This is a genomic window from Neisseria benedictiae, from assembly GCF_958267435.1.
In the GTDB taxonomy this organism is placed as follows: domain Bacteria; phylum Pseudomonadota; class Gammaproteobacteria; order Burkholderiales; family Neisseriaceae; genus Neisseria; species Neisseria bergeri.
Window position 1 is genome coordinate 1 of sequence record NZ_CATQFV010000071.1, and the last position, 14,756, is coordinate 14,756.

Below are 14,756 nucleotides of genomic sequence, written 5' to 3' on the forward strand. Positions count from 1 at the left end.
GCGGGGGGGGGGGGGGTAGCCGAACCGCACGTCCCCGTGTCCATCCCCACCGCCACGCCGCTGACCGCCGGCGAGGTAACGTTATCAAGCGATAACGGCAACATTAAAAACATCAACACCGCCGGCACCGGAAGCACATCCGGCATTTCCATTCAGCAGCGGGAAGTAGAAAAAGAACCTTTCCCCGACTACAAAATCAAAGAAACATCATTCATCTTCAAAACACCCGGCGGCGCGCAATACGCCCTTTCAACCTACGCCGACCCCATAATACCCCCCAGCAACGAAACCCCCGATTTCAAAATGCCCGACCGCCACGCCGGCCAGCGGCTTGCCGACGGCAGCCGCATCTTTATCTGTTGCAGCGAATCCGGGGCTAACGATTTCGCAGAAATCACCAAGCAGGATTATATGAAATTCGGGGCGTGGATAGGCCCCAACGGCAAAATCGACCTCTTCGCCGGCGGCTTCCCCGTCGGCAAAACGCCGGAGTCTGTCGGCAGCACCACACCCGAAACCAAAGGCAAAATCACTTATCAGGTTTGGGGCATCCGCGTCAGAAACGGGCAATTTGTTACCTCCTCTTATACGCCGCCCAAAGGCAGCATTTATTACGGTTATGAAAACACCCCCGTCCTTTCCTTTATTACCGCCAATTTCAACAGCAACAAACTGGCAGGCGAAATCCGCGGCAACAGCGATTACGGACCGGATGTGGAAATTAAAGACGCAATGATTGACGGTCTGAACTTTTCCGGCACTGCCACCTCCGGCGGCAAAACCGGCAACTTGGAAGGCAAGTTTTTTGGCAAATTCAACGGCTACCGCGACAGCGAAACCAGCATAGGCGGCAAAATCACTTTTCAAGACGACCGCTCCCTCGATACCGTATTCGGCGGCGTGAGTTATGAAAAAAAACCTAATGAAACCACTGATATGAGTACCGACCATCTCAAAAAATAATAATCCATCCGCTTTTAAAAAAGGTTTTCTTATGCCCTTCCCCTTCAAGCCCGTATTGGCTGCCGCCGCCATCGCCCAAGCGTTTCCCGCCTTTGCGGCAGACCCCGCGCCGCAGTCCGCCCGAACGCTGAACGAAATCACCGTTACCGGCACGCACAAAACCCAAAAACTCGGCGAAGAAAAAATCCGCCGAAAAACCTTAGACAAGCTCTTGGTCAACGACGAACACGACCTGGTGCGCTACGACCCCGGCATTTCCGTCGTCGAAGGCGGCAGGGCGGGCTCCAACGGCTTTACCATACGCGGTGTCGACAAAGACCGCGTCGCCATCAACGTTGACGGGCTGGCGCAGGCGGAAAGCCGCTCTTCCGAAGCCTTCCAAGAATTGTTCGGCGCATACGGCAACTTCAACGCCAACCGCAACACTTCCGAGCCGGAAAACTTCTCGGAAGTAACCATCACCAAAGGCGCGGACTCGCTCAAATCCGGCAGCGGCGCATTGGGCGGTGCAGTCAATTACCAAACCAAATCCGCAAGCGATTATGTTTCCGAAGGCAAGCCCTACCATTTGGGGATAAAGGGCGGCAGCGTCGGCAAAAACAGCCAGAAGTTCAGCAGCATCACCGCCGCCGGCAGGCTCTTTGGTTTGGATGCCTTATTGGTTTATACCCGCCGCTTCGGCAAAGAAACCAAAAACCGCTCGACCGAGGGCGATGTCCCCATTAAAAACAAGGGATATGTTTTCGACCCAAACAAACCGTTCAGCAGTTACCAGGACTATGAAGCCGCAGGGGTTGCCCGCTCCCGCCCCGACCCGCAAGAATGGGTAAACAAAAGCACCCTGTTCAAGCTGGGCTACAATTTCAACGACCGCAACCGCATCGGCTGGATTTTTGAAGACTCGCGCACCGACCGTTTTACCAACGAGCTGTCTAATTTGTGGGTGGGTACAATTTACTTTCCCGCGACGGGCGACTACCGCCACCGCCAAGACGTGAGCTACCGCCGCCGCACCGGCGTCGAATACAAAAACGAGTTGGAACACGGCCCGTGGGACAGCCTCAAGCTGCGTTACGACAAACAACGCATCGATATGGACACCTGGACTTGGGACATCCCGAAAGATTACGATACAAAGGGCATCAACAGCGAGGTTTACCATTCGTTCCGCCACATCCGCCAAAACACCGCGCAATGGACTGCCGATTTTGAAAAACAACTCGACTTTTCCAAAGCCGTTTGGGCGGCGCAATACGGCTTGGGCGGCGGCAAGGGGGACAATGCCAACTTGAGTGACAGCTATGACGTAAAACTGTACGACCCCAAAATCCCCACTACCAGCGATACCAGAATCACGATGCTGATCGAAAACCGGTCGAAATATAAATTTGCCTATTGGAACAATGCGTTCCAATTGGGCGGCAACGACCGCTTCCGTCTGAACGCGGGCATACGCTACGACAAAAACAGCAGCAGCGCGAAAGACGATCCGAAATACCCCCAAGCCATCCGCATGCAGATTCCCCATTTGGGTTCGGAACGCGCGCACGCCGGCTTCAGCTACGGCACGGGATTTGACTGGCGGTTTACCAAGCATCTGCACTTGTTGGCAAAATACAGCACCGGCTTCCGCGCCCCGACTTCGGACGAAACCTGGCTCTTGTTCCCGCACCCCGATTTCTACCTGAAAGCCAATCCCGAACTGAAAGCCGAAAAAGCCAAAAACTGGGAATTGGGTCTGGCGGGCAGCGGCAAGGCGGGCAACTTCAAGCTCTCGGGCTTTAAAACCAAATACCGCGACTTTATCGAATTGACGTATATGGGCGGTTCGTCAAACGATAAAAACAATCCACGCTACGCCCCGCTTTCAAACGGCACGGCATTGGTCGGCACGCCCGTTTGGCAAAACCAAAACCGCACCGCCGCCTGGGTGAAAGGCATAGAGTTTAACGGCACGTGGAACCTCGACAGTATCGGTTTGCCCAAAGGGCTGCACACCGGCCTCAACGTCAGCTACATCAAAGGCAAGGCAACGCAAAACAACGGCAAAGAAACGCCCATCAACGCGCTTTCGCCGTGGACGGCGGTTTACAGCCTGGGCTATGACGCGCCTTCCAAACGCTGGGGCATCAACGCCTACGCCACGCGCACCGCCGCCAAAAAGCCGTCCGACACCGTACACAGCAACGACGACTTGAACAACCCGTGGCCTTATGCCAAACACAGCAAGGCCTATACGCTGTTCGACCTTTCCGCCTACCTCAACATCGGCAAACAGGTTACGCTCCGCGCCGCCGCGTACAACATTACCAACAAGCAGTACTACACTTGGGAATCTTTACGCAGCATCCGCGAGTTCGGCACGGTCAACCGCGTTGACAACAAAACCCACGCCGGCATCCAACGCTTTACCTCGCCGGGCAGGAGCTACAATTTCACCATCGAAGCGAAGTTCTAAGCTCCTGATGTGCCAATGCCGTCTGAAACCCGATGATTTGGGTTTCAGACGGCATTTTTTACGGTCGCACCGCCGCCCCCTTTCAGGCTTGTACCAAGCCCAATCCCGCAACTCTCCGTTATTCCCACGAAAGTGGGAATCTAGAAACGCAAAGCTGCAAGAATTTATCGGAAATGACTGAAACTCAACGAACCTGGATTCCCGCCTGCGCGGGAATGACGGTTTAGGTATTCACATAAGGCAGATGTATAGAGCAGGCTGTAGGGTGGGCTTCAGCCCACCAACCCAATCATTCCACCAATCTTACCTGTGCCGTTACGCGCCGACTTGTGCCGACAAACCAATGCCGTCTGAAAACGGCGGAAATGATGGGATTGGCGGATTGGTTCAGTTGGGTTGGGTTGGTGGGCTGAAGCCCACCCTACATCCTGCCCTACAGCCCGCCATTCCCGCCCCACAGCCCACTTTTACGCCGTCATTCCCGCACCATCCCCACCGGTTCAAACCGGCACGGAAACCTGCACCACGTCATTCCCGCAAAAGCGGGAATCTAGTTCGTTGAGTTTCAGTTATTTAGAATAAATTTTGAAACCAAAATCCCGTCATTCCTGCGCAGGCGGGAATCCGGAAACCCAAAACCGCAGTAACTTATCCGAAATAACAGCAACCTCCGCCGTCATTCCCACGAAAGTGGGAATCTAGGACATAAAATCTAAAGAAACCGTTTTCCCGATAAGTTTCCGTGCCGATGGGGCTGGATTCCCGCCTGCGCGGGAATGACGGCGGAGCGGTTTCTGTTTTTTCCGATAAATTCCTAAAACTCAAAATTTCATCATTCCCACAAGGACAGAAAACCAAAAACAGCAACCTAAAATTCGTCATTCCCACGAAAGTGGGAATCTAGTTCGCTGAGTTTCAGTTATTTAGAATAAATTTTGAAACTTTAATCCTGTCATTCTAGCGCAAGCGGGAATCTAGGACGTAACATCTAAAGAAACCGTTTTCCCGATAAGTTACCGTGCCGACGGGGCTGGATTCCCGTCTGCGCGGGAATGACGATATTTCAATTTTCTGTTTTTGATTTTTTTGTTTTTACAGGAATAACGGTCTTTTCATATTGAAAAAAGTTGCCGTACCGCGCCGATAATTTCCGCCTGCGCGGAATGAAGATTCAAGCGTTGCCCGAAATTCAAAAAACTAAAACCGAACGGATCGGATTACCGTTTTTATGGGATAACGGAATGTTCAGCCGGACACTGCCCCGGTGCTTTCGATCCGTTTATTTTCCGATACAAAACCTCGAAAAAATCACGCCGAGCAGGTCGTCCGCCGTAAACTCGCCCGTGATTTCGCCGCACGCGACCTGCGCCAGCCGCAAGTGTTCGGCAAACAGCTCGATTTGATGGTTGCCGCACAATGCCGCCAGCGACAATTCTTCCTGCGCCGCTTTGAGTGCGTTGACGTGCCGCGTCCGCGCCAAAAACAGCCCTTCGCTTTCGCCCTGCCAACCGGCCTCGCGCAACAGCGTCCGTTTCAGCGCGTCCAAGCCGTCGCCGGTTTTCGCCGACAGCGCGATGACGGTTTCCGCGCCCGTACCGAACCCGCCTGCCACGTGTGCGTGCAAATCGGATTTGCTGTGGATTTCGATGCGTTTCAACTCCGGCGGCAGCGCGTCCAAAATCATCCGCGTCTTTTCATTCAAACCCTCGCGCGGATCGACCAACACCAGCGCGACATCGGCTTCGGATACCGCCTTGCGGCTGCGTTCGATGCCGATGCGTTCGACCACGTCGTCCGTCTCGCGCAAACCTGCCGTATCGACAATATGCACCGGCACGCCGTCAATCAGGATACGTTCCCTGACCGCGTCGCGCGTCGTTCCGGCAATATCGGTAACAATCGCCACTTCGTCGCCAGCCAACGCGTTCAACAGGCTGGACTTGCCCACATTCGGCGCGCCGACCAATACGACATTCAGACCTTCGCGCAAAATCGCGCCCTGCTGCGCGTTGGCAAGCACATCATCCACGGCGCGGCGCAAGCCGTCCAATTTGCCGCGTGCGTCTGCCGCTTCGAGAAAATCAATGTCTTCCTCGGGAAAATCCAGCGTCGCTTCGACCAGCATCCGCAAGGTAATCAAATCTTCGACCAAACCGTGTATCCGCCGCGAAAAATCGCCCTTGAGCGAGCGCAACGCCAGACGCGCCGCCGAACGGCTGGATGCGTCAATCAAATCCGCCACGCCTTCCGCCTGTGCCAAGTCCAGTTTGTCGTTTAAAAACGCACGCTTCGTAAACTCGCCCGGTTCGGCAAGGCGCGCGCCCAGTTCCAAACAGCGGTTCAGCAGCATATCCATCACCACCGGCCCGCCGTGTCCCTGAAGCTCGATGACATCTTCGCCCGTAAAACTTGCCGGTGCGGCAAAAAACAGCAAAAGCCCGCTGTCGATTGCCTGTCCGTCCGCGTCCGTAAAATCAGCATAGGTTGCCACGCGCGGCTTGGGCGTTTTCCCGCACAAAGCCTCTGCCATCGGCAGCAGGTTTTTCCCCGATATGCGTATCACGCCCACGCCGCCGCGCCCTGGTGCGGTAGCGACTGCCGCAATCGTTGGAACGTTATCCGACATAAAACCCCCGAAAAACAATCAAAAACAGCCGTGATTATAGCAAATGCCGTCTGAAGTCCGACGGTTCGGCTTTCAGACGGCATTTTTTACGGTCGCTTGGAAGATGTCGGAACGGACGTAGTTTGGGCGGGTGTGAAACCCGCCGCTACAGTGCGTTTCTGTCGTATCGAATGCCCTTGCGGCATGGGCGTTCTTATCTGAACTTGCTTTAAGCTCAAAGCGTTTTGGCTTCCTCCCCGAACACTTCCCACCACAATTTCCTGACATTGCCGTAATGGGACAGTAATTCGTCGCTTACTTCGGTTTTTGCCGCGTTGCGCAATTTGGTGTTGTGCTGTTGCTGGCGGTAGAAGCGGTAGGCGGTGCGGCTTTGTTCGGCGAGGGTTTTGTCGATGAGTTCGCAGTCGGCGGCGATGTTTAAGAGGGCGATGTTGCCGTAGTTGTCGAGAAGTTGCGGATATTTTCGGGCATGGGCAAGGATGAGATATTGGACGATAAATTCGACGTCGACCACTCCGCCGCGCGCGTATTTGACGTTGCTGTCAACCGGCGGATGGGTGGGGAACATTTTTTCGCGCATTTCGATGATTTCGCCTGCCAAGGCGGTGTGGTCGCGCTCGGCGGTGAGGATTTCGGTACGGATGTGGTCAAAGGCCGTCTGAATTTCGGGTGTGCCGCAGATGAAACGGGCGCGGGTGAGGGACTGGTGTTCCCATGTCCATGCGTTTTCGCGCTGGTATTTCTCGAAGGCGGCGATGCTGTGGGCGAGGAAGCCGGCGTCGCCGTTGGGGCGCAGGCGCAGGTCGGTTTCGTAGAGGCTGCCTGCGCCGGTGGCGGCGGAAAGCCAGTTGGTCAGGCGGCGCGCGAGGCGGCTGTACACGTCGCCTGCGTCGGGATGGGGATCGTCGTAGAGATAGACGAGGTCGAGATCGGAGGCGTAGCCGAGTTCTTTGCCGCCGAGTTTGCCGTAGCCGACGGCGGCGAATTGAGGGGTGTCGCGGTGTTTTTTGGGCATGTCCGCCCACGCGCACGGCAGAGCGGCGGCGAGGATGGTGTCGGCGAGAGCAGAGAGTTGGTCGGAGAGGAATTCTACCGTCCACAGTCCGGCGAGGTCTTGGACGGCGAGGCGGAAGACTTGGGCGTGCTGGAAGCGGCGTAGGGTGTCCATTTGCGCTTCGGTGTCGCCGCCGCAGGCTTTGAGGTCGTCTGAAAGGGCGGCGGCGAGGGCTTGCCAGTCGAATGCGGTATCCAAAAGCTGGGCGCTGATGAGTTCGTCCAGCAGAATCGGATATTTGCTCAGATACGCCGCCACCCATGAGCTTTGGCTCATAATCTGCGCCAGTTGCGCCAAGGTTTGCGGATGTTCGTTGAGGAAGGCGAGATAGGCGGAGCGGCGGCTGATGTTTTCGAGGAAATCAAACAGCCGCATTAATGTATCGGTCGGATTGGGTTGCTCTGCCGCCGCTTGTACGAACAGCGGCACAATGGCGTCAAAACGCGGCTGGGCGTGTGCGGAGAGATGGCGGTATTTATGGCCGTGCCGGATTTGGTCGAGCCTTGCGGCGATGGTTTCGGCATCGAACCCGTGTTCTTTCAGACGACCTTGCCGCTCTTCTTCGTCGGGCTTGTCCTGCCAAACCCATTGCCATTCGCTGTTGCTTTGCGTTTGTTCTTCGGGTTCGCTTAGAATTTCGTTGAACAACCGATTGACTTTGTTCCGATGCACATTGAGGCCGTCTGAAAAAGCGACATAACTGTCGAAACCCATGCTTTCGGCGAGCAGTTGCCGCTGTTCGGGCGAGGTCGGCAGGGTTTGGGTTTGCCGGTCGTCCCAGTATTGCAGGCGGTGTTCGACGTCGCGCAGGAAGCGGTAGGCGGCGAGCAGGGTTTCGACGTTTTCAGACGGCATGATCCCGGTTTCGGCAAGTTTTTTCAGCGTTTCCTGCGTACCTTTCAGTTGCAGCGCGCGCATTTGCCCGCCGCGTATCATCTGAAAAATCTGGGCGATAAATTCGACTTCGCGGATGCCGCCCGCGCCGAGTTTGATGTTGTCCGCCATGCCTTTTTTGCTGACTTCGCTGCGGATTTGGCGGTGCAGGTTCCGCATCGCCTCATACGCGCCGTAATCCAGATATTTGCGGAACACGAAAGGGCGCACCAGCGATTTGATGTCGTTCGGATACGGCGTAACCACGCGGCCTTTGCACCACGCGTAGCGCTCCCATTCGCGCCCCTGCGTAATCAGGTATTGCTCCAGCGCGGTTTCACTCAACACCAGCGCGCCCGAATCGCCGTCCGGCCGCAGCCGCATATCGACGCGGAACACCTGCCCGTCGGCGGTGATGTCATTCAGCAGCGCAATCAGTTTCTGCCCGACTTTGGTGAAAAATTCCTGATTGCCGCGTTCGCGCCTGCCGTCGGTATCGCCCGATTCGGGATAGATGAAAATCAAATCGATGTCGGAAGACACGTTCAACTCATAGCCTCCCGCCTTGCCCATCGCCACCACGCTCAAATGCTGCGGCGATTTGGTATAACGCCCGATCGGCGTGCCGTACATGTCCCGATAATAGGCGTAGGCAAAGTCCAACGCGGTATTGACGGCAAAATCGGCAAACAGCGTAATCGTACGGGTTACTTCGTTCAAATCGCTGATGCGGTTGATATCGCGCACGATAATCTGCGACACCACATAACGGCGCAACTCGCGCAACTGCCGCGCCAATTCTTCCTCGTTTTCTTCCGCGCGGATTGTGTCCCAGTCGGCAAAGGCTTGGAAATCCGCTTCAGTCAAAACCTTGTCCAACATGGGCAGGAAAATTTCAGGCTTGAGTTTGCCGTTGTCGAGCTGGCGGGCAAGGAACAGGGAATGGCGGAGTGCAGTGTCGAGGCGGTGGTCGGACATTTCAGATTCCGTTTGGAAGGATGATGGGAATGTTATGGTGGTTTAACTTTGGATCAGGGCGAGGCAACGCCGTACCGGTTTAAAGTCAAGCCACTATATCATAGCAATCTTCGATGCCGTCTGAAACCTTGCCCTGATATTTGGACGGACTCCTACCAATAAAAAAACAGCGGCAAATGCCGCCGTTTCCTGTTCACATCTTGCCACGCTCTTTTAAAACAGCATAAGCTGCACCTTTCTCTCGTGTGGAATTTTTAAAAAAACCATCACTCTTTACGATTTCATGCAGCTCCTCACTTGATTTCTCCGCATATTCCATTTTCAACGCCTTATGCTCATTGGCTGCTTCAATCATTCCCTCGCCTACTGCTTTTGCTGCTTTTGCCGCGCTATCCCAAAAACCCATAATCATGTCCTCCAATCGTTTCAAATAAATAAGGTCGTTGTTTCTGTCAAGAAATAACGACAGTTTATAAACTGTCGGAAAACAAAATGCCGTCTGAAGACAGATTCTGACTTTCAGACGGCATTTCAAAACAGATTAAGCGTTCAGCAGGCTTTCATCCAAAGCCAAATCGTCGTTTCGGTTAACCGCCACTTTGCGCGCCAACACGTTTTGCGCGATTTGCTGCGCTTCGGCAAGCGAGTGCATCAGATAGGTGCCGCATTGGTATTCGTTCAATTCGGGAATTTTGCTTTGGTCTTTGACATTGCCCACATCCTGCATCGAGGCGAGCCATGCGTCGGCGACCTGCTGTTCGGAAGGCGTACCAATCAAACTCATATAAAAACCGGTGCGGCAGCCCATCGGGGAAATGTCGATGATTTCCACGCCGTTTCCGTTCAAGTGGTCGCGCATAAAGCCTGCAAACAAATGCTCCAGCGTGTGTATGCCTTTTTCAGGCAGGATTTCTTTGTTGGGAACGCAAAAGCGCAGGTCGAATACGGTAATGGTGTCGCCTTTGGGCGTGGTCATGGTTTTCGCCACGCGTACGGCGGGGGCGTGCATACGGGTGTGGTCGACTTTGAAACTGTCTAGTAGTGGCATTTGGGTATCCTTTTGTGCGGGTTATGTAGATTTTCGGGAGAGGAGTTTGTCCAGCAATTCATCGTCCAAGACGCGGTCTGTGACTTTCAGCCATTCTCCGTGTGCCTCAGGGAAGCCGTTGCGGCAATATCCTGCCTGTTCGACAAAATCATAGACGGCATGAATGTAGTCGTTGACACACAATGCGGCTATGGTGCAGGCATCATCCCATAAAATCAAGACATGATTGGGGATATGTTTGTCGGATACATCTTCGACATTGTAGATGTGCAAAGCATCCAAAATCCCATCTTTCGAGGCAGCATAAAAGTAGCCTGTGTCGCCGTCGTCTTCAAAGACGACGCCATAAGGGACATGTTCGAAAAATGATTGTAAAACTTCGGGCGTGCCGACAGTAAAATCTTTGATTTCGGAAGTCAGATATAGCGGTAATTGTGCCATTGGGTAACGCTCTCTTTGTGATCACTCTCAAATTACAATTCGGCAATTGCCACCGCTTCGCCCGAAGCCGCACTCAGGGCTTCGTTTAAAACATCATAAAAATCGCGTCCGTCTCGCGTTGCCAGCCATTTGCCGTTTTGCTCGGCGAAATGGTAGCCGCCGCTTTTTGCGGCAATCCACAATTCCTGATTGGGCGTGTGGCGGTTGACGATGATTTGCGTGCCGTCTCCGGCTTCGATGGTCAGGACGTTTCCGGCAAACCGGCAGTCGAAATCCCAGCCGTTTTCGTCGATTTGGTCTTCGATGTGTTCAAATAATGCTTCGCTCGCGCGGATAAACTCGCTTTCGGTCATCATAGCTTTTTGCGTGTTTTTTGTTTAAGATACCGAATCTTGCCACATTCGCGCTTATGAAGGAAGTTTACCGATGAAATACGGCGTATTTTTTGCGGCGGCAACCGCCCTCCTGCTCTCAGCCTGCGGTTACAAAGGCGACCTCTACCTGCCCAAAGAAGGCGACAAGGCGCGTTTCGGCGTAATCCAAACCGGTTTGCAACTTCAAAGCAAACCGCAATCCGCTCCACAAACCCAAAAATGAAAACGAAAACATGACCCTATTTTGCGAACAAGTCCCCTACCCCCGCCTTGCCGAAGCATTCGGCACGCCACTTTATGTGTACAGCCAATCCGCGCTGACCGAAGCATTTGAACACTACCAAACCGCCTTTGCCGCTTTAAACCCGCTCGTCTGTTACGCCGTCAAGGCAAACGGCAATCTGAGCATTATCAAACACTTTGCTTCTTTGGGGAGCGGTTTCGACATTGTGTCCGGCGGCGAACTCGCGCGCATTTTGGCGGCAGGCGGCGATGCGGCAAAAACCATATTTTCAGGCGTGGGCAAAAGCGAGGCGGAAATCGAGTTCGCGCTGAATGCAGGCGTGAAATGCTTCAATATGGAAAGCATCCCCGAAATCGACCGCATTCAAAAGGTTGCCGCGCGTTTGGGTAAAACCGCGCCCGTCTCCCTGCGCGTCAACCCCGATGTCGATGCCAAAACCCATCCCTACATCTCCACCGGCCTGAAAGCCAACAAATTCGGCATTGCTTATGCCGACGCGCTCGAAGCCTACCGCCATGCCGCACAACAGCCCAATTTGAAAATCATCGGCATCGACTGCCACATCGGTTCGCAACTGACCGACTTAAGCCCGCTGGTCGAAGCCTGCGAACGCATTTTGATTTTGGTTGACGCGCTTGCCGCCGAAGGCATTGTGTTGGAACACTTGGACTTGGGCGGCGGCGTCGGCATTGTTTACCAAGACGAAAAAGTGCCCGATTTGGGCGCGTATGCCCAAGCGGTTCAAAAACTGATGGGGACACGCCGTCTGAAACTTATTCTTGAGCCAGGCCGCAGCTTGGTCGGCAACTCAGGTTCGCTGCTGACACGCGTCGAGTTTGTCAAACACGGTGAAGAGAAAAACTTTGTGATGGTCGATGCGGCGATGAACGATTTGATGCGCCCCGCCCTATATGATGCTTACCATCACATCGAAGCGGTAGAACCAAAAAACATCGCGCCGCTGACCGCCAACATCGTCGGCCCGATTTGTGAAACCGGCGACTTCCTCGGCAAAGACCGCACCATCGCCTGCGAAGAAGGCGATTTGCTGCTTATCCGCAGCGCGGGCGCATATGGGGCCAGTATGGCGAGCAATTACAACGCGCGCAACCGTGCGGCGGAGGTATTGGTAGACGGCAACGAATACCGACTCATCCGCCGACGCGAAACCTTAGAACAGCAAATGGCAAACGAACTCGCCTGCCTGCAAGCCGAACATCAAAATGCCGTCTGAAGCGGTTCAGACGGCATTATCCGTTTAAAGTTACATCTTAGGGCCGCATCGGCGGAATATTCAAACACAGCCTGTTTTCAAATGACGACGCAACAAATCCCCGGCGCGCAGGGCTGCCGAAGGGAATGGTTGAAAAAAATTACGCGCCCCTGTTATGGGGTGCAATATCTAAGGAATTGAAATGAAACACGCCCCGATTATCCTCCTGCTTGCCGCTTTGTCCGCCACCCTCCTTTCGGCGGGCTGTTCCGGCCTGCCCGCCGCACAAACCCCGCTTTACAAACTGCCGCCTGCCGCGCCCATCCAACCCGCCAACCCATACAGCCGTCCGCCTTCAGGCACGCCGGACGGTGCATTTAGCACCCGCGCCTCAAACGGGCGCGTATTGAAAAGCATCGTCAAAAACGGCGTGTTCGACCGCTTTGTCGATATTTACCACCCAAACGGCAAACTGCATTCGCACACGCCGGTTGAAAACGGCGTGGCGCAAGGCTGGTCGCAAGGCTATACCGAACAGGGCATATTGCGGACGCGCATCCTGTACCGGGACGGGCATATCATCCGAGCGCAAACTTTGGATGCGTCGGGCAAGGTGGAACGCGAATGGCAGCCGTAAAGGCAAATGCCGTCTGAAACAGTTCAGACGGCATTTTTAACGCTCTAAAGGCTTACTCTTCCGGCAGCCTTAACAGGGAAAGCAGCAGACCTCCCCAGATTATCACGATTGAGACAATCATCATCACAATGGCGGAAGTACTCATTTTTCTTCTCCTTGTTCATGTTCGTGTTCGTCTTTGACATTAAAATCCTGACCGTGTTTCCACGGCAGCAGCGAAAGCAGCAGTCCGAACACGACCAATGCCGCCGACATCCCCCAGCCGAAAATATTGAGGAAACCATCCGGATAATCGCCGTAGTTTTTCTCCAACAATCCGGCGGTGTCCTGATACAGCATATAGCCGAGCATCACGACGGTAAACACGACGCAGGCCGTCCACAAGCCGCCGACACGAATGGAGGACAAGGCATTCAGGTGCCTGCGCAACTCCAGCAGCCTGCGGAATACGATAATCGCCAAAACATACAAGAAACCAGATGCCACAATGCCGTAGGTGTTGACGAATTTGTCCATCACGTCCAAAACCGGCAGCCCCGTCGCCGTACCGAACAGCAGCGTGGAAACAATGCCCATCGGAATGCAGACCAGCAGCGTGGCGTTGACGCGCCCGATGTTCAGCTTGTCCTGAATCGCCGCCACAATCACTTCAAGGATGGAAATCATCGACGTAACGCCGGCGAACACCAGCGAACCGAAAAACAATATGCCGATCAGCCAGCCCATCGGTGCCTGGTTGATAATGGTCGGAAAGGCGATAAACGCCAAACCGATGCCGCCGGAGGCAACTTCATTAACCGCCTTACCGCCCGCCTGCGCCATAAAGCCCAATGCGGCAAACACGCCGATACCCGCGAGCAGTTCAAAGCTGCTGTTGGCAAAACCGACCACCAGCCCCGTTCCGCCCAAGTCGGTTTTTTTCTTCAAATAAGAAGAATAGGTAACCATAATGCCGAAGCAGATGGAAAGCGAAAAGAAAATCTGCCCGTATGCCGCCACCCAGACCTTGGAATCGGCGAGTTTCGACCAGTCGGGCGTAAACAATGCGTCCAAGCCCTTTGCCGCACCCGGCAGCGTCAGCGAAATGCCGACCATAATCAAAAACATCACCAAAAGCAGCGGCATAAAGAACGACGAGGCGCGCGCCACGCCCTTTTGCACGCCCAAAGCCATAATGGCGGCGGTAAAAACCCACACGCCCGCCAAAGGACCGGCCACTTTGCCGACAAAATCCAAACCCAAGGCTTCCGGTCCCGCCATTTGCAGGAAGTCCTTAAAGAAAAAACCCTGCGGATCCGCACCCCAGGCAGCGTTGACCGAATAATAGGTATAGCTTGCCGCCCAACCGATAATCACCGCGTAATAGATGCAGATGACGATATTGGTCATCACGTTCCACCAGCCCACAGGCTCAAACCATCGTCCGAGGCGGCGGAAAGCCAAGGGCGCAGAACCACGGTAACGGTGGCCGATGGCATAATCGAGCAGCAGCAGCGGGATGCCCGCCGTCAGAAGCGCGACCAGATAGGGCAGGATGAACGCGCCGCCGCCGTTTTCAAAAGCAATATAGGGGAAACGCCAAATATTGCCCAAGCCGACGGCGGACCCGATGGCGGCAATCATAAACGCGCGGCGCGTGCCGAATGTGGCGCGTTCTTTCGTTTTGGAATCAGACACGTTGATACCTCTTGAGTTATTTATTAAAAACAAGCCGTTATAGGCAAAATATATAGAAACAGCGTCTGACAGGGATAATGTCTTCTGAAAAAACAAACCGGCTTGTGGCCGATTGTTTACAATCTATGTGCTTATCGTAAAAAAATTTAACGCCGATGGCAAGCGGTGAA

13 protein-coding genes are annotated in these 14,756 nt (G+C 54.3%); 5 read left to right on the forward strand and 8 right to left on the reverse strand.

Features of this window, described 5'->3' with window-relative positions; all coding sequences use genetic code 11:
• Nucleotides 1-963 (forward strand): Slam-dependent surface lipoprotein (locus tag Q3O12_RS09235; RefSeq protein ID WP_301670182.1); only part of this gene is annotated, 963 nt, incomplete at its 5' end.
• Nucleotides 964-994: 31 nt separating this feature from the next.
• A complete protein-coding gene (locus Q3O12_RS09240) occupies nucleotides 995-3,421 on the forward strand; it encodes a TonB-dependent hemoglobin/transferrin/lactoferrin family receptor (protein WP_301670183.1) in 2,427 nt (808 codons plus the stop codon).
• A 1,279-nt stretch (nucleotides 3,422-4,700) separates the two neighbouring features.
• On the opposite strand, the gene mnmE is transcribed toward Q3O12_RS09240, so the two are convergent.
• The 6 genes from mnmE to cyaY all read right to left on the reverse strand — a co-directional run bounded on the left by mnmE (nucleotide 4,701) and on the right by cyaY (nucleotide 10,797).
• Complete coding sequence (mnmE, locus tag Q3O12_RS09245; protein ID WP_301670184.1) at nucleotides 4,701-6,047, reverse strand: tRNA uridine-5-carboxymethylaminomethyl(34) synthesis GTPase MnmE; 1,347 nt, start codon at nucleotides 6,045-6,047, stop codon at nucleotides 4,701-4,703.
• 214 nt (nucleotides 6,048-6,261) lie between these two features.
• Nucleotides 6,262-8,952: a bifunctional [glutamate--ammonia ligase]-adenylyl-L-tyrosine phosphorylase/[glutamate--ammonia-ligase] adenylyltransferase gene (gene glnE / locus Q3O12_RS09250; RefSeq protein ID WP_301670185.1), complete on the reverse strand. Its 2,691-nt coding sequence runs from the start codon at nucleotides 8,950-8,952 to the stop codon at nucleotides 6,262-6,264.
• Between the two features lie 193 nt (nucleotides 8,953-9,145).
• Entirely contained in the window at nucleotides 9,146-9,364 is a 219-nt protein-coding gene (locus Q3O12_RS09255) for a hypothetical protein (RefSeq protein ID WP_373323078.1), read from the reverse strand.
• Between the two features lie 129 nt (nucleotides 9,365-9,493).
• The gene (gene luxS, locus Q3O12_RS09260) at nucleotides 9,494-10,000 is read right to left on the reverse strand and encodes an S-ribosylhomocysteine lyase (protein WP_118778050.1); all 507 of its coding nucleotides are present in this window, start codon (nucleotides 9,998-10,000) and stop codon (nucleotides 9,494-9,496) included.
• A gap of 21 nt (nucleotides 10,001-10,021) precedes the next feature.
• Nucleotides 10,022-10,441: a DUF2251 domain-containing protein gene (locus tag Q3O12_RS09265; protein ID WP_301670187.1), complete on the reverse strand. Its 420-nt coding sequence runs from the start codon at nucleotides 10,439-10,441 to the stop codon at nucleotides 10,022-10,024.
• Nucleotides 10,442-10,473: 32 nt separating this feature from the next.
• Nucleotides 10,474-10,797 (reverse strand): iron donor protein CyaY, encoded by a 324-nt coding sequence (gene cyaY / locus Q3O12_RS09270; protein ID WP_301670188.1) that lies wholly within the window; start codon nucleotides 10,795-10,797, stop codon nucleotides 10,474-10,476.
• A 70-nt stretch (nucleotides 10,798-10,867) separates the two neighbouring features.
• Between cyaY and lptM the strand changes: the two genes are divergently transcribed.
• From lptM to Q3O12_RS09285, 3 genes are all read left to right on the forward strand, one after another.
• Nucleotides 10,868-11,038 carry an LPS translocon maturation chaperone LptM gene (gene lptM / locus Q3O12_RS09275; protein WP_002225850.1) on the forward strand — a complete coding sequence of 57 codons (171 nt, stop codon included), beginning with the start codon at nucleotides 10,868-10,870 and terminating at the stop codon, nucleotides 11,036-11,038.
• A gap of 10 nt (nucleotides 11,039-11,048) precedes the next feature.
• Nucleotides 11,049-12,293: a diaminopimelate decarboxylase gene (lysA, locus tag Q3O12_RS09280; protein ID WP_301670189.1), complete on the forward strand. Its 1,245-nt coding sequence runs from the start codon at nucleotides 11,049-11,051 to the stop codon at nucleotides 12,291-12,293.
• A 181-nt stretch (nucleotides 12,294-12,474) separates the two neighbouring features.
• Nucleotides 12,475-12,909, forward strand: a complete 435-nt coding sequence (locus tag Q3O12_RS09285) for a toxin-antitoxin system YwqK family antitoxin (protein WP_301670190.1) — start codon at nucleotides 12,475-12,477, stop codon at nucleotides 12,907-12,909.
• Between the two features lie 52 nt (nucleotides 12,910-12,961).
• Here Q3O12_RS09285 and Q3O12_RS10875 read toward each other — a convergent pair whose 3' ends face one another.
• Both Q3O12_RS10875 and Q3O12_RS09290 read right to left on the reverse strand, forming a co-directional pair.
• Nucleotides 12,962-13,054, reverse strand: a complete 93-nt coding sequence (locus Q3O12_RS10875) for a methionine/alanine import family NSS transporter small subunit (RefSeq protein ID WP_304685361.1) — start codon at nucleotides 13,052-13,054, stop codon at nucleotides 12,962-12,964.
• Nucleotides 13,051-14,586: a sodium-dependent transporter gene (locus Q3O12_RS09290; RefSeq protein WP_301670191.1), complete on the reverse strand. Its 1,536-nt coding sequence runs from the start codon at nucleotides 14,584-14,586 to the stop codon at nucleotides 13,051-13,053. Before Q3O12_RS09290 ends, Q3O12_RS10875 begins: the two co-directional genes overlap by 4 nt.
• Between the last annotated feature and the right edge of the window lie 170 nt (nucleotides 14,587-14,756).